This is a genomic window from Streptomyces sp. NTD107 (assembly GCF_059510435.1).
This window is the reverse complement of sequence record NZ_JCAJZV010000003.1, coordinates 42,030-59,817: the sequence shown is the minus strand read 5'-3', so window position 1 is coordinate 59,817 and position 17,788 is coordinate 42,030. Positions and strand designations below refer to the sequence as shown.

19 protein-coding genes and 1 pseudogene are annotated in these 17,788 nt (G+C 71.2%); 13 read left to right on the top strand and 7 right to left on the bottom strand.

The genetic code is table 11. The annotated features are described in order from the left end of the window. The first annotated feature begins 149 nt into the window (after nt 1-149). The 3 genes from AC5WRL_RS07755 to AC5WRL_RS07745 all read left to right on the top strand — a co-directional run bounded on the left by AC5WRL_RS07755 (nt 150) and on the right by AC5WRL_RS07745 (nt 2,510). The gene (locus tag AC5WRL_RS07755; RefSeq protein WP_496087601.1) at nt 150-764 is read left to right on the top strand and encodes an RsiG family protein; all 615 of its coding nucleotides are present in this window, start codon (nt 150-152) and stop codon (nt 762-764) included. A 128-nt stretch (nt 765-892) separates the two neighbouring features. Beyond that, entirely contained in the window at nt 893-1,216 is a 324-nt protein-coding gene (locus AC5WRL_RS07750; RefSeq protein WP_496087600.1) for a hypothetical protein, read from the top strand. A gap of 46 nt (nt 1,217-1,262) precedes the next feature. Then, complete coding sequence (locus AC5WRL_RS07745) at nt 1,263-2,510, top strand: GNAT family N-acetyltransferase (protein ID WP_496087599.1); 1,248 nt, start codon at nt 1,263-1,265, stop codon at nt 2,508-2,510. A gap of 38 nt (nt 2,511-2,548) precedes the next feature. Here the strand turns inward: AC5WRL_RS07745 and AC5WRL_RS07740 are convergent, their stop codons facing one another. Next, nucleotides 2,549-2,734: a hypothetical protein gene (locus AC5WRL_RS07740; protein ID WP_496087598.1), complete on the bottom strand. Its 186-nt coding sequence runs from the start codon at nt 2,732-2,734 to the stop codon at nt 2,549-2,551. Nucleotides 2,735-2,898: 164 nt separating this feature from the next. Between AC5WRL_RS07740 and AC5WRL_RS07735 the strand changes: the two genes are divergently transcribed. From AC5WRL_RS07735 to AC5WRL_RS07725, 3 genes and pseudogenes are all read left to right on the top strand, one after another. After that, a complete protein-coding gene (locus tag AC5WRL_RS07735; RefSeq protein WP_496087597.1) occupies nt 2,899-3,747 on the top strand; it encodes a winged helix-turn-helix domain-containing protein in 849 nt (282 codons plus the stop codon). Next, entirely contained in the window at nt 3,748-4,440 is a 693-nt protein-coding gene (locus AC5WRL_RS07730; protein WP_496087596.1) for an HAD family hydrolase, read from the top strand. 83 nt (nt 4,441-4,523) lie between these two features. Next, nucleotides 4,524-5,267: pseudogene (locus AC5WRL_RS07725) on the top strand (aminoglycoside phosphotransferase family protein); the annotation flags it as partial. A 289-nt stretch (nt 5,268-5,556) separates the two neighbouring features. Here AC5WRL_RS07725 and AC5WRL_RS07720 read toward each other — a convergent pair. The 4 genes from AC5WRL_RS07720 to AC5WRL_RS07705 form a co-directional block, all read right to left on the bottom strand. Continuing rightward, the gene (locus tag AC5WRL_RS07720; protein WP_496087595.1) at nt 5,557-7,725 is read right to left on the bottom strand and encodes an MMPL family transporter; all 2,169 of its coding nucleotides are present in this window, start codon (nt 7,723-7,725) and stop codon (nt 5,557-5,559) included. Nucleotides 7,726-7,779: 54 nt separating this feature from the next. Next, nucleotides 7,780-8,559, bottom strand: coding sequence for a cytochrome d ubiquinol oxidase subunit II (locus tag AC5WRL_RS07715; protein ID WP_496087594.1), 780 nt, complete (start codon nt 8,557-8,559; stop codon nt 7,780-7,782). 118 nt (nt 8,560-8,677) lie between these two features. Further along, nucleotides 8,678-9,343: a response regulator gene (locus tag AC5WRL_RS07710; protein ID WP_496087593.1), complete on the bottom strand. Its 666-nt coding sequence runs from the start codon at nt 9,341-9,343 to the stop codon at nt 8,678-8,680. Further along, nucleotides 9,340-10,542, bottom strand: coding sequence for a sensor histidine kinase (locus AC5WRL_RS07705; protein WP_496087592.1), 1,203 nt, complete (start codon nt 10,540-10,542; stop codon nt 9,340-9,342). The genes AC5WRL_RS07710 and AC5WRL_RS07705 overlap by 4 nt, the downstream gene beginning before the upstream one ends. A gap of 68 nt (nt 10,543-10,610) precedes the next feature. On the opposite strand from AC5WRL_RS07705, the gene AC5WRL_RS07700 reads away from it, so the two are divergent. Then, nucleotides 10,611-11,021, top strand: coding sequence for an ankyrin repeat domain-containing protein (locus tag AC5WRL_RS07700; RefSeq protein ID WP_496087591.1), 411 nt, complete (start codon nt 10,611-10,613; stop codon nt 11,019-11,021). Between the two features lie 4 nt (nt 11,022-11,025). On the opposite strand, the gene AC5WRL_RS07695 is transcribed toward AC5WRL_RS07700, so the two are convergent. Then, the gene (locus AC5WRL_RS07695; protein ID WP_496087590.1) at nt 11,026-11,865 is read right to left on the bottom strand and encodes a MerR family transcriptional regulator; all 840 of its coding nucleotides are present in this window, start codon (nt 11,863-11,865) and stop codon (nt 11,026-11,028) included. A gap of 126 nt (nt 11,866-11,991) precedes the next feature. Between AC5WRL_RS07695 and AC5WRL_RS07690 the strand changes: the two genes are divergently transcribed. After that, nucleotides 11,992-12,594 (top strand): TetR/AcrR family transcriptional regulator, encoded by a 603-nt coding sequence (locus AC5WRL_RS07690; protein ID WP_496087589.1) that lies wholly within the window; start codon nt 11,992-11,994, stop codon nt 12,592-12,594. Nucleotide 12,595: 1 nt separating this feature from the next. Here the strand turns inward: AC5WRL_RS07690 and AC5WRL_RS07685 are convergent, their stop codons facing one another. Next, the gene (locus tag AC5WRL_RS07685) at nt 12,596-14,650 is read right to left on the bottom strand and encodes an NAD(+) synthase (RefSeq protein WP_496087588.1); all 2,055 of its coding nucleotides are present in this window, start codon (nt 14,648-14,650) and stop codon (nt 12,596-12,598) included. A 174-nt stretch (nt 14,651-14,824) separates the two neighbouring features. Here AC5WRL_RS07685 and AC5WRL_RS07680 point away from each other — a divergent pair, with 174 nt between their 5' ends. The 5 genes from AC5WRL_RS07680 to AC5WRL_RS07660 all read left to right on the top strand — a co-directional run bounded on the left by AC5WRL_RS07680 (nt 14,825) and on the right by AC5WRL_RS07660 (nt 17,733). Next, complete coding sequence (locus AC5WRL_RS07680; RefSeq protein WP_496087587.1) at nt 14,825-15,205, top strand: helix-turn-helix domain-containing protein; 381 nt, start codon at nt 14,825-14,827, stop codon at nt 15,203-15,205. Beyond that, a complete protein-coding gene (locus tag AC5WRL_RS07675) occupies nt 15,202-15,579 on the top strand; it encodes a hypothetical protein (protein ID WP_496087586.1) in 378 nt (125 codons plus the stop codon). Before AC5WRL_RS07680 ends, AC5WRL_RS07675 begins: the two co-directional genes overlap by 4 nt. A gap of 83 nt (nt 15,580-15,662) precedes the next feature. Beyond that, on the top strand, nt 15,663-16,004 hold the full coding sequence (locus AC5WRL_RS07670; RefSeq protein WP_496087991.1) for a DUF2516 family protein: 342 nt from the start codon (nt 15,663-15,665) through the stop codon (nt 16,002-16,004). Between the two features lie 104 nt (nt 16,005-16,108). Continuing rightward, the gene (locus AC5WRL_RS07665) at nt 16,109-16,729 is read left to right on the top strand and encodes a DUF47 domain-containing protein (RefSeq protein ID WP_496087585.1); all 621 of its coding nucleotides are present in this window, start codon (nt 16,109-16,111) and stop codon (nt 16,727-16,729) included. A 5-nt stretch (nt 16,730-16,734) separates the two neighbouring features. Then, entirely contained in the window at nt 16,735-17,733 is a 999-nt protein-coding gene (locus AC5WRL_RS07660; RefSeq protein ID WP_496087584.1) for an inorganic phosphate transporter, read from the top strand. Nucleotides 17,734-17,788 lie beyond the last annotated feature (55 nt).

The following is a 17,788-nucleotide window of genomic DNA, read 5'->3' as shown; positions in this document are numbered from 1 at the left end:
GGCCATCATGCCGGAACGTTCCCTCGCACTGATTGGCGGCCGGATGCGTGCGAAGACGCTGCGCCGGGTGGGTACACAGTGACACGATGCGTGGCACGGGGTACGTACCGCGCCAGCACACCGAAATGGGGATGAGGGGACAATTCCGCATGATCACACCGGGTCCTGCCGGTCAGCCCACCGCTGCCACCACCACCGTCGCCAATACCACCGCGCCCGCCCGGTGGGGCAGCGGCCCACGCGAGCACGCCCCCGACCGCGCGCCGGACCGCGCGCCCGCGCACTCCCTGGCGGGGCTGCGCCGGCTGCGGTTGCCCGAGCTGCGTGAGCTGCGCCGCCAGGCGCAGCGCGAGGAGGCCGATCTCAGCTTTGTGCGCCGACTGCTCCAGGGCCGGATCGACATCCTGGAGGCGGAGCGGCGCCGGCGGCTCGACCCGGAGTCGGAGCTGCTGGACCGGCTGCCGCAGATCCTGGCGGACAGCCCCTCCCCGCACCGGTCCTCGGCCCGCCATGTGACGGTGGGCCCGCCGGCCGGGGCGGAGTACCAGGAGCTGGCGGAGGAGATGCTGGCGGAGGTGGAGCTGTCGGATCTGCTGGCCCGCACGGACGACGAACTGCACGACGCGTTGGGCCGGCTCGCCCGCTACGAGGCCCAGGTCTCCCGCCGCCGCCAGACCCTCCAGCGCACGGCGGACGGGTGCAGCGGCGAGATCGCCCGCCGCTACCGGGAGGGCGAGGCCCAGGTCGACGACCTCCTCGCCTGACCCGCGGCGGCGGCGCGGGTGACGGCGACGGATCCTGTTTGACAGAGGTGAAATTCGGGCGATCTTCTGATCCGTTTCATTGCCGAAGAAACGGATCTGCACTCCCCCATCACGGATAACCTGGACGGGTGACCGAGTACATGGAAGACAACGTGCGACACCTGGAGCCCTCCTCACTCGTGCGGCGGGTGGAGAAACTGGAGGCGTTCGAGTCGGAGCAGCGCGTCAACAACGCAGTGCTCCTTGAGTCTCAGACCTCCATGCGCCGGGAGATGAAGGCCGGCTTCGCCGAGGTGAAGCAGCAGTTCGCCGAGGTGAAGCAGCAGTTCGTCAAAGTGGATCAGCAGTTCGCCGAGGTGAATCTGCGGCTCGACAAGATGGAGCGGCAGATGCAGACCAACCACGAGGGGATCATGAGCATCCTCACCGAGCTGGTCGGCAGGCGCGTCTGAGGAAAATCCTTGGCCAGGGGCTCGGCCGCCCGGTTAGCCTCGGGGCATGGCCCTGAACACCCGTTTTGTCCGCGACAACGATGCCGATATCGACGCCTGGAACCGCGCCATCATGCTCGGCTTCCAGCATCCGTTCCACTTGTCCGAGGACGAGCTGCGGCTGCGTCGCGAGAAGCAGGAGTACCACCGGGCGCGCGGGGTGTTCGACGGGGAGCTGTGTGTCGCCACTTTCAAGAGCTTCGATCAGGAGCTGACCCTCCCCGGCGGCGCGGTCGCCGGGGTCAATGCCGTGACCGCCGTGACGGTCACCGCCACCCACCGCCGGCGGGGCCTGCTGAGTCAGCTCATGGGCGCGGACCTCGCCGAGGCGAAGGAGCGCGGGGCGCTCGCCGCCACCCTCATCGCCGCCGAGTACCGGATTTATGGCCGATTCGGATACGGTCCGGCGGCCTCGCTCGCCAACTTCACCGTCAAGGGGCCGCGCTCCGGGCTCGGCTCGCGCTGGTCCCCGCCCGAGGAGGGCGGCACCGTCGCGTACGTCGACGGCGCCGAGGTGCGCAAGATCGGCCCGGAGCTGCACGACCGGTTCCGGCGCGGTCAGGCGGGGGCGATCGACCGCAAGCCGCTGTTCTGGGAGAAGTTCACCGGTGAGGTGCGGTTCGGCCATGACACCTGGGAGGACGCGTTCTATGTGCTCTACCGGGACGGCGCCGGGGTGCCGCAGGGGCTGCTGAAGTACACCTCGGACAAGAAGTGGGACGGCGAGCTGCCGGACAACACCCTCACCGTGCACGGGCTGATCGCCGCCACCACGGCCGCGCAGCGCGCCCTGTGGGAGTTTCTGCTGTCCATCGACTGGGTCACCACGCTGCGCGCCGATCAGCGGGGCCCGGACGATCTGCTGCCGCTACTGCTGCCCGACCCGCGGGCCGCCGTGCTGACCGCGCAGAGCGACTTCCTGTGGCTGCGCCCGCTGGATGTGCCGGCCCTGCTGACGGCCCGTTCGTACGCCACCACCGGTGAGCTGGTGCTGGAGGTACGCGATCCGCTGGGGCTGGCCGGCGGGCGGTTCGCGCTGACCGTGTCCCCGGCGGGCGCGGAGTGCGTGCCGACCACGCGCAGCGCCGAGCTGACCCTGGGGGTGGGGGAGTTGGCGACGCTGCTGATGGGTGAGGGGTCCGCCGTGCGGCTGGCCGCCGCCGGGCTGATCGAGGAGGAGTCGCCGGGGGCCGCGTTCCGGGCGGGTGCCCTGCTGGCGGCGGGGGCGCGCCCCTGGTGTCCGGACGGTTTCTGAGCCCTTCCGGGCTCAGGTCCGGGCGCCAGGGGCGCCACTCACAGCGTGTTCAGTCCCAGCATCACCAGCACCGTGATTCCGACACAGGTGCAGGTGAAGTTGCGCTTGCGCAGCCCGGTCCGCAGGATCAGCAACCCGATCACGCCCGGAAGCCCGAACTGAATCTCCACTGCCTGATCGACCACGATGGCGAAGGCAGCGGCGATGATGGTTGAAACGATCATGTTCCCTCCCTCACGTCGACACATCGGCGACAACTGGCAGTTTTCTTTTTGATAGTTGGTGGAGTTGGCGACCAACTCTAAGATGGTTATCCCCAGTTGGTCGAACTGGCCAAACTCTTTCGCGCCAACCTTCCGTACCCGATGTCAAGTTGTAAGGTGTCCGCGTGAGCGAGGAGATCGCCCCAGAACGCATCGCCGAGGCCCTGCGCAGCCGGATACGCTCCGGCGAACTGCCCCGGAACTCCCGGCTGCCCACCCAGGCCGCCCTCGCCGAGGAGTTCGGCGTCAACCGTGGCATCGTCCGCCAGGTCCTGGCCGTACTCGAACGCGACGGCTTTCTCAGCGCCCGTGGCCGGGGGGCGCCCGCCGTGGTCTCCGCCCCGGTCTCCGACACTCCGCGCCCGGCCGGCGTCGAGGTCGCCGACCGGATCGCCCTCGCCTTTCAGGCCGAACGGGTGACCATCGACTCCTTCACGCTCACCACCGAAACCCTCAGCTCCGCCCTCGCCGGGCCGCTGATAGCGATCTCGGCCGGTGAGCTCAAGCCACGCTCCATCACGGTGCGCGTGCTGCTGCCCTCCTGGGACGCCCCGCTCGCCTTCCCCCGGCTGGTCACCGACCCCGCCGACCCGCGCCCCATCGCCCGGCTGCGCGAACTCACCCGCACCTTCTCCACCTCACTGCGCCACCAGCTCAACTCCCTCGCCGAGATGCATCTCGTCCCCGAGGTCAGCGTGGAACTGCGCACCATCGCCGTCACCCCGCTGCACAAGCTCTATCTCCTCAACGGCACCGAAGCCCTCACCGCGCACTACACCGTGGTGCCGCGCACCGTGGAGTACGAGAAGGAACAGCTGGAGATCTACGACGTTCTGGGCCTGTCCTCCAAGATCTTTCGCTACTCGTCCGACAAGGACAGCCGCGATGAGCAGGAGGCCGCCTACGTCACCGAGTCCCGTGCCTGGTTCGAGTCCCTCTGGTCAACGATCTCGGAACCACTCACACTCGGTTAGATGAGGAGACTTCTCAGTAACGCCCACTGTGTTCTCTTCGACTTCGACGGACCCATCTGCCGCCTGTTCGCCGCCCGGCCCGCCGATGCCATCGCCCACCGACTGCGGGCGCTGGCCGTGGAGCTGGGCGCCGCCTCACTGCTGACCCCGCAGTTACGCGCCTCCCCCGACCCGCAGCAGGTACTGCGGGTCATCGCCCATCACCACCCCTCCCCCACCGTGGTCCAGCGGATGGAGGCGGCCCTCACCCGCGAGGAGATCTCCGCCGCCGCCACCGCCGCCCCCACCCCGTACGCCGCCCCGCTGATCGCCGCACTGTCCACCCGGGGCCGCCAGGTGGCCATCGTCACCAACAACTCCCCGCTGGCCGCGGAGTTCTATCTGCGCCGCCAGCAGCTGTCCGGATATGTGGGTGGCCGGGTGCACGGCCGGACCCGCGACATCACGCTGCTCAAACCGCACCCCGACTCCGTACTGCGCGCCCTGCGCTCCACAGGTACCCCGGCCGGACGGGCGCTGATGATCGGGGACACCAGTACGGATCTGGCCGCCGCCCGCTCCGCCGGAGTGGAGTTTCTCGGCTACGCGCTGGACGACGCGCAGGCCGTGGCCTTCCGCCGGGCGGGCGCCGATTATGTCACCCGCTCCCTGGAGCATGTCCTGACTGCGCTTATTGCCCCAACTCACGGGTGATTTGAGTGCTTTGCCTCATGTCATGAGGCTCTGGGGGCGTACGGTGCTGCTACCTCGCGACCGTACAGCTCTCGGAGCCGATCATGACGAGACCAACAATGCCCCTGCTCGGTGGTCACCACCGGGTCTGGCACGTGCTCAGCCCGCAAGGCCAACTGGCCGGATTGGGCCGGTTGAAGGCCGGCCGGCCGCGTCCGGGCGTGGCGCACTTCGATCCACGATGCTTCACCGCGGAGGAGGACGTACTGATCGAACTGTCCCTGCTCGGCATGGACCACATCCCGCCCGTGCACCACGTGGGCGAGGACGGGCTGCGCGTCCACGGCTACATCGAGGGGGAAACCCTCTCCCGCCCGCACCCCCCGGGCACCCCGCTGCCGGAGCCGCACCTGGCCCGGCTGATGGGCCTGTTCGGGCAGCTGGCGGCGATCGGCCCCAGCGCGCTCGAACTCGTCCACCGCTGCCCGCCCGCCCGCCGGCCCCGTACCAGCCGGGAGTTCCTGCGCCGGCTGATCGGCTTCACCCGCACCCGGGTGTACGCGGTCCACCGGCCCGAGCTGCACCGGCTGTTCGCCGCCCTGCGGATTGACGGCGGGGCGGTGCTCGGCCCGAACGGGGTACTGGCCCGGGAGGCGGACCAGCTCACCGACCGGCCGTTCTGCCTGCTCCACGGCGATCTGCACCGCGACAATCTCATCATCGGGGAGGCGGATGGGGAGTTGTGGACCATCGACTGGGAACTCGCCCTGCTCGGCGACCCCGTCTACGATCTCGCGACCCATCTGCATCTCATGGGCTATCCGGCCGGCTGGCAGCGCGGGCTGACCCACCGCTGGTCGGCGGCGGTCGAGGCAGCGCTGCCGGGCGGCGCGGCCTCGGTGTCCAGGGACCTGCCACGCTATCTGGCGTACAAACGCGTGCAGTCGGTCTTCACCGACGTCGTACGACAAGCGCAGATAGTACGGTCCACGCCCGCCGCCGACCTCCCCGAACAACTCGAACGCACGGCCGGAACGGTCAACACCGTGCTGAGACGGGCCGCCAAACCGCTGGGGCTGGGCCGGGTGCCCAGCCCCAGCGCTGTAGAGGCCGCCTATGCCGGATACGCGGCGCTGGTCAGGAGTTCTGGTGCTGCGGCCGGGGCCGGCGTGGCGGCTGGTGCTTCTCCAGTTCCACCGCCGGCAGCAGGCGGGCCAGGCCGGCCGGCAGCCACCATGCGTGGCGGCCCAGCAGGCGCATGGCCGCCGGCACGATGAGGCACCTGATGACCACGGCGTCCAGGAAGATCGCCACGGCCATCCCGAACCCGAACTGCTGGAGCATCCGGTCCGCGCTCAGCATGAACGCGGAGAACACCACGATCATGATGGCGCCCGCCGCCGTAATGACCGCCCCGGTGTGCGCCAGCCCCTCCCGGACCGCCGCCCGGTGGTCCCCGGTGCGCTTCCACTCCTCGTGGATGCGGGAGATGAGGAAGATCTCGTAGTCCATGGAAAGACCGAAGACGATGGCGAAGATCAGCACCGGGATGAACGCCTCGATCGGGCCCGGCTCGAAGCCCAGCAGGCCGTGCTGGAAGACCAGGGTGACCGCGCCCAGCGCGGCCCCGATGGACAGCAGATTCAGCAGCGCCGCCTTGAGCGGGATGAGGAGGGAGCGGAAGACCACCATCAGCAGAAGCACCGAGAGACCGACCACGATCGCCACGAACAGCGGCATCCGCTCGGCGACCGTGTCGGAGAAGTCCTCGACGGCGGCCGTCGCGCCGCCGACGAGGTAAGTGGCGCCGGTCCGTTCGGCCAGCCCCGGCAGCACATCGGCGCGCAGCGCCGCCACCAGCTCGGAGGTCGCCTCGTCCTGCGGCGCGGAGGCGGGGAAGACGATCACCGTGGCGACATCGCCGCCGGCGGTCGGGATCGGCTCGGTGGTGGCGGCGACCCCGGGGGTGTCGGCCAGCAGCGCGGACGCCTCGCCGGCGGCGGCCGTCCCCGTACCGTCCGGCGCCTGCGCGACCACGATCAGCGGGCCGTTGAAGCCCGGGCCGAAGCCCTGCGACAGCAGGTCGTACGCCTCCCGGCTGGTGGACCCGGCCGGGTCGTTGCCGGCGTCGGCGAAGCCCAGCCGCAGCTGCGCGGCCGGCAGCGCCAGCGCGCCGAGCGCCGCCACCGACACCAGCAGCACCGCGACCGGGCGGCGCTGTACGGCGGCACCCCAGCGGCGCCAGCCCGCGCCGGTGGCCGCCTTGCCCTTGGCGGCGCGCCTGGCCGCCCGGGCCGGGAACTGGCGGGCGAAACGGGCGCCGAAGAGCGCCAGCAGCGCCGGGAGCAGGGTGAGCGAGGCGATCATGGTGACCAGCACGGTGAGCGCCACGCCCAGCGCCATGCCCTGGAGCGAGCCCAGGCCCAGCGCCACCAGGCCGAGCAGCGCCAGGATGACGGTGCAGCCGGCGAAGAAGACGGTGCGGCCGGCCGCGTCCAGCGCGGTACGGCTCGCCTGCTCGGGCCCGGCGCCGGCGACGAGTTCGGAACGGTAGCGGGCGAAGATCAGCAGCGCGTAGTCGATCCCGACGCCCAGGCCGACCAGCATCATCACGTACGGGGTGTAGTCGGCGATGGTGAAGAAGTGCGAGGCGAGCACGATCACCGCCATGGTGCTGCCGACCGCGAAGACCGCCGTGATGACCGGGAGTCCGGCGGCGACGACGGTGCCGAACATGAACACCAGGATGACCAGCGCCGCCAGGATGCCCGCCCCCTCGGCGCCGCCGCCGTCCTCCTCGGCGAGCTGTCGGGCGGCGTCCCCGCCCAGCTCGACGCGCAGCCCGGCACCGGCGGCGGCGGTGGCCGTGTCGTGGATGCGCCGGGTGTCGGCCGGCGCCAGCTGCTCGGACTTCACCTCCAGGACGACGGTGGCGTAGCCGATGGTGCCGTCGGCCGACAGCGCGGCCCCGCCGTCCCCGTACGGGCCGCGCACCTGGGCCACCCCGGGCAGCGGGGCGACCTCGGCCAGCATGGCCTCGACCCGGTCGCGGACGGCGGGTGCGGACAGGCCGGCCGGGTCCTGGAGGACGATCTCCAGGGTGTCGCCGGCCTGGACGGAGCCGTGTTCGGTGAGCAGTTCCAGCGCGCGCTGCGACTCGGTGCCCGGGATGGAGTGGTCCTGCCGGTAGTCGTCGCCGGCCACCGAGGCGCCGGTCCACAGGCCCGCCAGAACGAGAACCCACACGATGAGGGCGGTCCAGCGGTGCCGGTGGGAGAACCCGGCGAGCCGTTCAAAGACGGTCATGGTCCATCTCTTTCTCATGCGATTCGATATGAAGACGCGTGACATAGGAAGGGGTCAGAAGGAGAAGGGCGGGCGGCGGTTGGGGGCGCGCGGCGCGCGGCGCCACTGCCGCCACTGGGCGGCGAGCAGCACGAGGAGGAGGACGGTCAGCGCCGGCACCAGCAGCGCGAGCACCGGGATGCTCGCGGCGTGCTCGCGCAGCGGCCGGGCGGCCCCGGCCGCCACCCCGGCCAGCGGCGGCAGCGCCGCCAGGACGAACCCGGTCAGCGCGAACGTCTGCCGCCCGCCCCTGGCACCCGCCAGCTGCCGGGCCCGCCGGCCGGGCTCGCCGGTCAGCCGCAGCGCCCCGAACCCCAGGCCGTGCGCGGCGAACAGCAGCGCCACGGCGGCGACGGTCGCCGCACGCACCCCGCCCGTACCGCCGAGCAGTTCCGCCAGCGCCCAGCCCCAGCCGGCCACCGCCGCCCAGCTGCCGGCGCAGACCAGGACGTCCGGCAGCGCCCGGCCGCCGCGCCCCGGGCGGGGCAGCCGCCGCCACAGCCCGGCGTCGCGCACCACCCAGCCGGCGAGCACCGGCAGCAGGTCGGTGAGCGCCTGCTGGGCCAGGGCGGGGAAGCAGCCGAAGAACGCCCCGGCGGCGGCCAGCGGCCACGCCCCGCCGCCCAGCACGTACGGGGCGAGGGCGGCGGCGATCCGGTCGCGGTCGGCGCGGTTCCGCCCCAGCAGCGGCAGCAGCATGCCCAGGCCAAGGCCGGCGCCGGCCGGCGCGAAGCAGCCGGCGGTGAAGACGCCGAGCAGGCCGATGGCGAGGAGTTCGAGGCTGGGGAGGTCCACGCCCCTACGGTCGCGGCAGGGTGTGGGCGGGCGCGTCGGCCCGTGGCGTACACCCGGGGTACGGCCCTGGTGCCGGACGGCGCCGGGCGCGTACCCCGGTGGTGGTACTGGGGCTGTCCTAGGAGAGCCAGCCCGGGGTGATCACGCCGGACTCGTAGGCGAGCACCACCAGCTGGGCGCGGTCGCGGACCGCCAGCTTGGTCATGACGCGCGAGACATGGGTCTTGGCGGTGGAGGGGCTGAGCACCAGCCGGCCGGCGATCTCGTCGTTGGTGAGGCCGGCGCCGACCAGGGCGAGGACCTCGCGTTCGCGCGGGGTGAGGGCGTTCAGCCGCGGGCCGGGGTCGGGCTGCTTGACGCGGCCGGCGAACTCGGCGATGAGGCGGCGGGTGATGGCGGGGGCGATCAGCGCGTCGCCCCGGGCGCACACCCGTACGGCGTGCAGCAGTTCGGCCGGCTCGGTGTCCTTGACGAGAAACCCGGAGGCGCCGGCCCGCAGCGCCCCGTACACGTAGTCGTCCATGTCGAAGGTGGTGAGGATGACGACCCTGACGCCGTCCAGCCGGGGGTCGGCGACGATGTCCCCGGTGGCGGCGAGGCCGTCGCGGTCCGGCATCCGGATGTCCATCAGCACCACGTCGGGCCGCAGTTCGCGGGCCAGCCGCACCGCCTGGTGGCCGTCGCCGGCCTCGCCGACCACCTCGATGTCGTCCTCGTCGTCCAGGATCGAGCGGAAGCCGGCCCGGACCAGCCGCTGGTCGTCGGCGAGAACGATCCGGATCATGCGTGTCCTTCGAGGGCGGTGGGCCGGTGGTGGGTGGTCAGCGGCAGCCGGGCGGTGACCCGGAAGCCGGAGTCAGTATGACCGGCGGTCAGTTCGCCGCCCAGCGCGCGAGCGCGTTCCCGCATCCCGCCGATGCCGGTGCCCGGCTCCTCCGGGCCGTGGCCCGGGCCGCCGTTCCCGCCGTTCCCGCCGTTCCCGCCGTTCCCGTCGTCCTCGACGCCGATCAACAGCGCGCCGTCCGCGTACCGCACCTCGATCAGCACCGTGGTGGCCCCCGCCGCGTGCCGGGTGATGTTGGTCAGTGACTCCTGCACGATCCGGTACGCGGCCAGCGACACACTCGGCCCCACGCCGGTACCCGACGCACTGCCGTCCTCGGTGCGGACCGTGACCGTCAGACCGGTGGCACGGGCCCGTTCGGCGAGTTCGCCGAGCCGGTCGATCCCGGGGGTGGGCGAGGTCGGCGCGCCGCCCGGTTCCTCGTCGGCCTGACGCAGCATGCCGAGTGTGCCGCGCAGTTCGCGCAGCGCGTCCTTGCTGGTGTCCCGGACGAATTCGAGCGCCTGCGTCAGCTCCGCCGTCTGCCCCGGCCGTTTGGCGCTGCGGTGCAGGGCGGCGCCGGCCTGCACATTGATCAGCGAGATGCTGTGGCCGAGCACGTCATGGATCTCGCGGGCGATCCGCAGCCGCTCGGCGACCGCGGCGCGCTGTTCGCTCTCCCGCTGGTAGGCGTGGCGTACCCGCATGGCGTGGCCGAAGGCGATCACGGCGAGGAACCAGCCCTCGAACAGCACCATCGACATGTTGTCGACATGCCGCTGGCCGGCGTCCGAGGCGACGAACTCGCCGTAGGTGATGGCCAGCATCGAGGTGACGGCGAGGGTGATCGCGGCGACGACATGGCCGGCCCGGGACATGGTGTAGACGGCGAGGACGAACGCGACGCCCGGCGTCACCCCGTCGAGGGAGGACATCGGGTAGTAGACGCCCGCCGCGATCATGGTGAGCAGGCCGACCGGGATGGGCCGGCGGTGCCGGAAGCCGAGCAGCGCCCAGGCGGCGGCGCCCAGCAGCCAGGTCGCGAGCAGCACGACCGGGGTCGCCTCGGCGCGCCGCAGCGCGAACACGACGGTGTCGAGGACCAGGGGCAGCCCGGCGAGGAGCATCACCCGGTCCATCCGGTACATCGGCGGGGTCATGACCGCCAGAGTACGTAGGCTGGAGCCCCCGGCCCACCCGCTCTTCCCGTCCCCAGGAGGCATTTCGCATGACGTCCCCAGAGAGCCACGAGCCCGCGCACGATCCCGAGGTGCTCCAGCTCGCGGCGAAGATCTTCGATCTCGCCCGGGACGGGGACACGGCCACGGTGGCCGCGTACGTGGACGCGGGCGTGCCGCCGAATCTCAGCAATGACAAGGGCGACACCCTGCTGATGCTGGCCGCGTACCACGGGCACGCGGACACGGTGCGGGTGCTGCTGGAGCGCGGCGCCGACCCCGGCCGGGCCAATGACCGGGGTCAGACGCCGCTGGCGGGCGCGGTGTTCAAGGGCGAGACGGAGGTGGTCCGCACGCTGGTGTCGGCGGGCGCCGACCCGGCGGCCGGCCGGCCGTCGGCCATCGACACGGCCCGGATGTTCGCCAAGACGGAGCTGCTGGAGCTGTTCGGCGCGCGGTGACGACCTAGGAGACGCGTTCCACCGGCTCCTGGAGTTCGGTCACCCAGTCGCTCTGGTCGCCGGGCGGGCACTGGAGGTACAGCTCGCGGGCGTGTCCGGTGGAGGCGTAGCCGTGCTGTTCGATCCAGCGGGCCAGCGTCTGGAGGGTGGGCAGCAGCTCCGCCATCGGGCCGTGGTGGACGATGGTGGCGGCGGTTTCGACCGGCGGTACGTCGACGATGGCGATGCCGTGGGCGCGGGCCCCGGGGTGGTCGGTGTCGGCCGCGATCCGGAGCCCGGCGTGCACGGTGACGGCCTCGCTGTCCTGGATCGGCTCGTAGCGGGCGATCCCCGGCCCGGTGGGGGTGATGCCGGCCCGGTCGAGCAGCTGGGTCAGCCGCTCGTACAGCGGCCCGATGACCGGGCCGATCGCCTCCGGGGAGGCGCTGTCGGCGATCGCGGTGAGTTCGGCGACGCGGGCGCCGGGGATCTTCTTGATGACGACGTCGTGGGTGGGCATGTGCCCCTCGCTCTCGATGATGCGGAGCCTCGCCTCGACCCCGGCCAGCCGGCGCGCGTCGGCCTCGATGGCCGCCGCCAGTTCGGCGCGGCGCAGCCGCAGCATGCCGCGCAGCTCGGTGCCGCTCACCCGCTCGTCGAGGATCTCCCCGACCTGCTGGAGTGAGAAGCCGAGCCCCTTGAGCGCGACGATGCGGTTGAGCCGGGCCAGCTGCCCGGCCTCGTACCAGCGGTAGCCGGTGTACGGGTCGGTGCGGGCGGGCCGGAGCAGGCCGAGGGCGTCGTAGTGGCGCAGCATGCGCACCGACACCCGGCCGTAGCGGGCGAAGTCTCCGATACTGATCATGACGTCTCCTACGACATCGTCTCCCACCGTGTCAGGGTCAAGGCGGGCGCGGCGTCATCCACGGCTTCATCCACGGCTTCATCCACGGCTTCATTCGTTGCTCATTTCCGTGCAAGTATGTCCGCCATGACGCAGCGCGCCCATGCCCGGGCCAACCGGGCCCGCATCCTGGAGACCGCCCGGCGGGAGCTGAGCACCAACCCGGAGGCCACGATCGATGAGATCGCCCGGGCGGCCGGGGTCGTACGGCGCACCCTGTACGGGCACTTCACCGGCCGGGCGGCGCTGCTGGACGCGCTGGCGGTGGAGGCGGCGGACGCGATCCGTACCGCCCTGGACGCCGCGCTGACCCGCCCGGCCGCCTCCCCCGCGCACCGGATGGCGCATCTGACCACCGGGCTGTGGCAGATCGGCGACCGCTACCGGATGCTGCTGTCGCTGGCCCGCAACGCCCTGGGCGAGCACCGGGTGGCGGAGATCCTGGAGCCGATCCGGGCGGCCGACGCGGAGGTGCTGGCGGCGGGTCAGGAAGCCGGGCTCTTCCAGCGGCATCTCCCGGCCCAGGTGCTGGCCGCCGCGATCGAGGGGCTGACGCTGTCGCTGCTGGAGAGCCTGGGCACCAAGCGGTGGGTCGAGGCGGACAGCGCCCGCCGGGCGGCGGTCGCGGTGCTGATCGCGGCGGGCTGCGCGGCGGCGGACGCCGAACGGGTGGTACGGGAAGCCGCCTGAGCTACCCGGTCGGCTTCCCGTCGTCGTCCCAGCGGCCCAGGTCGCGCAGCCAGGCGTCCGCCGTGCTGTCGGAGGGGGCGCGCCAGTCGCCGCGCGGCGAGAGGGAGCCGCCGGCCAGCACCTTCGGGCCGTTGGGCATCGCGGAGCGCTTGAACTGGGCGAAGCCGAAGAAACGCCGGGCGAAGACGTCCAGCCAGCGCCGGATCTCGGGGAGGTCGTACGCCACCCGCTTGGCCTCGGGGAACATCGGCGGCCAGCCGCCGGCCGCCGGGTCGTGCCAGGCGTGCCAGGCGAGGAAGGCGATCTTCGAGGGGCGGAAGCCGTACCGCAGGATGTGGAAGAGCGTGAAGTCGTGCAGCGCGTACGGGCCGATCTTCGACTCGGTGGACTGAAGCTCCTCGCCCGGTACCAGCTCGGGGCTGATCTCGGTGTCGAGGATCGCGGTCAGCGTCTCGTTGGTCTCGGCGCCGAACTGGTCGGTGCTGATGACCCAGCGGATGAGGTGCTGGATGAGCGTCTTGGGCACGCCGGAGTTGACGTTGTAGTGGCTCATCTGGTCGCCGACGCCGTACGTGGACCAGCCCAGCGCCAGCTCGGAGAGGTCGCCGGTGCCGAGCACGATGCCGCCGCGCTGGTTGGCCAGCCGGAAGAGGTAGTCGGTGCGCAGCCCGGCCTGCACATTCTCGAAGGTGATGTCGTAGACGGGCTCGCCGGCCGCGAACGGATGGCCCAGCTCGGTGAGCATCAGGCGGGCGGTGGGGGTGATGTCGAGTTCGGCGGGGGTGATGCCGAGGGCGCGCATCAGGGCGTGGGCGTTGGCCTTGGTGTGGTCGCCGGTGGCGAAGCCGGGGAGGGTGAAGCCGAGGATGTCGGAGCGCGGGCGGCCGGCCCGGTCCATGGCGCGGGCGGCGACGATCAGCGCGTGGGTGGAGTCGAGGCCGCCGGAGACGCCGATGACGATCTTGGGGTCGCCGATCGCGGCGAGCCGCCGCTGGAGGCCGGCCACCTGGATGTTGTACGCCTCGTAGCAGTCCTGGGCGAGGCGGTCGGGGTCGGCGGGGACGAAGGGGAAGCGCTCCACCCTGCGGCGCAGCCCGAGGTCGGTGCCGGTGGGCGCGTCCAGCCGGAAGGACACCCGCCGGTAGCCGGCGGTGCGGGCGGCGTGGGTGCGGCGGTTGTCGTCGAAGGTACCCATCCGCTGCCGCTCCTGGCGCAGCAGGTCGAGGTCGAGGTCGGCGACCGCGTACTGGTCGCGCTGCGGGAACCGCTCGCTCTCGGCGAGCAGCGCGCCGTTCTCGTAGATCATGGTCTGCCCGTCCCAGGCCAGATCGGTGGTGGACTCGCCCAGGCCGGCCGCCGCGTAGACGTAGCCGGCGAGGCAGCGGGCGGACGCGGAGCGGCACAGCAGCCGGCGGTCCTCGGCGCGGCCGACGGTGATGGGGGAGCCGGAGAGGTTGAGCAGGACGGTGGCGCCGGCGAGGGCGGCCTCGGCGCTGGGGGGCACCGGGACCCACATGTCCTCGCAGATCTCGGCGTGCAGGACGAGGCCGGGGAGGTCTTCGGCGGCGAACAGCAGGTCGGTGCCGAAGGGGACGGTCGCGCCGGCGGCCCGGATCGTACCGCCGCGCTCGTCGTCGCCGGAGGCGATCTGCCGGCGCTCGTAGAACTCGCGGTAGTTCGGCGGGTACGACTTGGGGGCGACGCCCAGGATCCGGCCGCGGTGCACGAGGACGGCGCAGTTGTAGATCCGGTGCCGGTGCCGCAGCGGGGCCCCGACGACGAGGACGGGGAGCAGATCGGCGGACCCGGCGACCACCGTTTCGAGGGCGGTCTCGACCTCGTCGAGCAGCGGGTCCTGGAGCAGCAGGTCCTCGATGGAGTAGCCGGAGAGCCCCAGCTCGGGAAAGACGGCGACGGCCACCCCGTCCCGGTCGCACTGCCGGGCCTGCCGCAGGATCGCCTCGGCGTTGGCGGGCGGGTCGGCGATGGCGGCATGCCCGGTGCAGGCGGCGACCCGGGCGAACCCGTGCTGGTAGATCGACCGGAAGTCGGCCATACGAGGAGCCCCTTTTCCCACGACAAGCTTCCTTTCGCATCGTAAGCGTTGACCTGCACAAACGACCGGCCGGCCGGTGCGGCGGGGATACCCCTTCGATCGACGGCGAGCGCGGGCGAAACTTCTGTTAGCAAATCGCTTGCAGAAGTTAGCAGCGTGGTGCACCCTGGGGATATGGCCTCACTCGGGGAGTTTCTGCGGGAGCAGCGGCGGCAGGCGAAGTTGTCGCTGCGGCAGCTCGCGGATGTGGCCGGGGTGTCGAACCCCTACCTCAGCCAGATCGAGCGCGGGCTGCGCAAGCCCAGCGCCGAGATCTTGCAGCAGATCGCCAAGGGGCTGCGGATCTCCGCCGAGACGCTTTACGTCCAGGCCGGGATCCTCGACGCCGACGCCGTGAAGGAGCAGGCGACCGGCGGTGGGGTGCCCGCGGCGGTGCTCGCCGATCCGGAGCTCTCCGACGAACAGAAGCAGGCGCTGCTACAGATCTACACCTCGTTCCGCAACGACCGGAGCAGGCAGGACAAGGACAAGGACAAGGAGACGGAGAAGCCATGACCATCACCGACGAGATCCGCAGGACCGTGACCAGCGCGACGTACGCCGCCGCCGGCACCGCCGATCTGGCGGCCGAGAAGCTGCGGGAGCTGCGTACCCACGCCCCCGAGCTGCGCGAGCAGGCGCAGAGCACCTTCCGGGTGTACGCGGCGAAGGCCAAGGAGACCTACGGCGAGCTGACCGAGCGCGGCAAGGGCGCCGTGGACACCTGGCGTGCGGAGCGGGCCGCCGCGCAGCAGGAGCAGGAGGAGCCGGAGCAGGACGCCCCGCAGGTGATCGTGGAGCGGGCGGAGCCCGAGGCCGCCGCGATCAGCAAGGAGGAGGACGGCGCCGAAGGGGACGTCCGGGAGGACAAAACGCCCCCGCAGGCTTGAGGTGACGTTCAGCACTACGCGTCCGGCACCGCGCCCGGTAGCGTGGAGGTGACCGGATGACGCGGACCATGGTGGTGGACGGCATGTTGATGAGCGGGTTCTACTCCCTGTGGGGACTGATCGGCATCGCGCTGACGGTGCTGTGCATCTACGCACTGGTGCACGCGGCGCTGCAACGCGAGGACGCGTATCGGGCCGCGGGCAAGCAGACCAAGGGGTTCTGGCTGATCATCCTGGGCCTGGCGGTCGCGGTGCAGCTGTTCCCGGTGGGGCTGTTCCTGCTGAATCTGGCCGGTCTGGTGGCCGCCATCGTCTACGTCGTGGATGTGAAGCCCGCCATCGCCGCCGTCAGCGGGCGCGGCGGCCGGGGCGGTGGCTGGAGCAGCAGCGACGGGCCGTATGGTCCGTACAACGGAAACCGCTGATCGGCGCCCAAGAGGTAACGAGTCCGGTCGGATGGTTAGCCGTGGCTGGAATCAGCACTTAGCATCGTCGGGTACACCCGTCGATGAACCCCAGAGGAACTCCAGTGCGATTTCGCCTGACGCCCCGGGAGACGAGCTTCTACGACCTGTTCGCCATCTCGGCCGACAATGTCCTCAGTGGCTCAAAACTGCTGATGGAGCTGCTGGCCGCCGAGCCCGCCACGCGCGTAGAAATCGCCGACCGGATGCGCGCGGCGGAGCACGCCGGGGATGACGCGACCCACGCGATCTTCCACCAGCTGAACTCCTCGTTCATCACCCCGTTCGACCGCGAGGACATCTACCGGCTGGCCTCCCGGCTCGACGACATCATGGACTTCATGGAGGAGGCCGTCGATCTCGTCGTCCTCTATGAGCTGGAGGAGCTTCCCAAGGGGGTCGAGCAGCAGATCGAGGTGCTGCACCGGGCCGCCGAGCTGACCGCCGAGGCGATGCCGCATCTGCGCACCATGGAGCACCTCAACGAGTACTGGATCGAGGTCAACCGGCTGGAGAACCAGGCCGACCAGATCCACCGCAAGCTGCTCGCCCACCTCTTCAACGGCACGTACGAGGCCATAGAGGTCATGAAGCTCAAGCAGGTCGTGGACGTCCTTGAGGAAGCGGCCGACGCCTTCGAGGCCGTCGCCAACACGGTGGAGACCATCGTGGTCAAGGAGTCCTGACCCACGTGGACACGTTCGCCCTCATCATCGTCATCGGCGCGGCGCTCTTCTTCACCTACACCAACGGGTTCCACGACTCGGCGAACGCCATCGCCACCTCCATCTCCACCCGGGCGCTGACCCCGCGCGTCGCGCTGGGCATGGCCGCCGTGATGAATCTGGCCGGCGCGTTCCTGGGCAGCGGCGTGGCCCACACGGTGAGCAAGGGACTGATCGACACCCCCACCGGCAAGCAGGGCATGATCATCCTGTTCGCGGGGCTGCTCGGGGCGATCACCTGGAACATGATCTCCTGGTACTTCGGGCTGCCGTCGTCCTCCTCGCACGCCCTGTTCGGCGGGCTCATCGGGGCGGCGCTGGCCGGGGCGAGCACCGTGTACTGGGACGGCGTGCTGTTCAAGATCGTCATCCCGATGTTCGCCTCCCCCCTCATCGGCCTGCTGCTGGGCTATCTGGTGATGGTCGCCATCCTGTGGCTCTTCCGGCGCGCCAACCCGCACCGGGCGCAGCGCGGCTTCCGGATAGCGCAGACCGTGTCGGCCGCCGGGATGGCGCTGGGGCACGGTCTCCAGGACGCGCAGAAGACCATGGGCGTGGTCTTCATGGCGCTGGTGATCGCCGATGTCGAGACGGAGGGCGGCTCGATCCCGGTGTGGGTGAAGATCGCCTGCGCCGGCATGCTGTCGCTGGGTACGTACGCGGGTGGCTGGCGGATCATGCGCACGCTGGGCCGCCGGATCATCGAGCTGGACCCGCCGCGCGGGTTCGCCGCCGAGACCACCGCCGCCTCGGTGCTGTACTCGGCTTCCTACATCTTCAACGCGCCGATCTCCACGACCCATGTGATCACCTCGGCGATCATGGGCGCGGGGGCCACCAAGCGGGTCAGCGCGGTGCGCTGGGGGGTGGCCAAGTCGATCGTGGCGGGGTGGTTCATCACGATGCCGGCGGCCGGCGGGGTGGCGGCGATCACGTACTGGGTGATCCATCTTTTCTTCGGCTGAACTCCGTTCATAGTCGGCCGGAAACGGGACAACCACGAAACTTCCTCACAGCCTC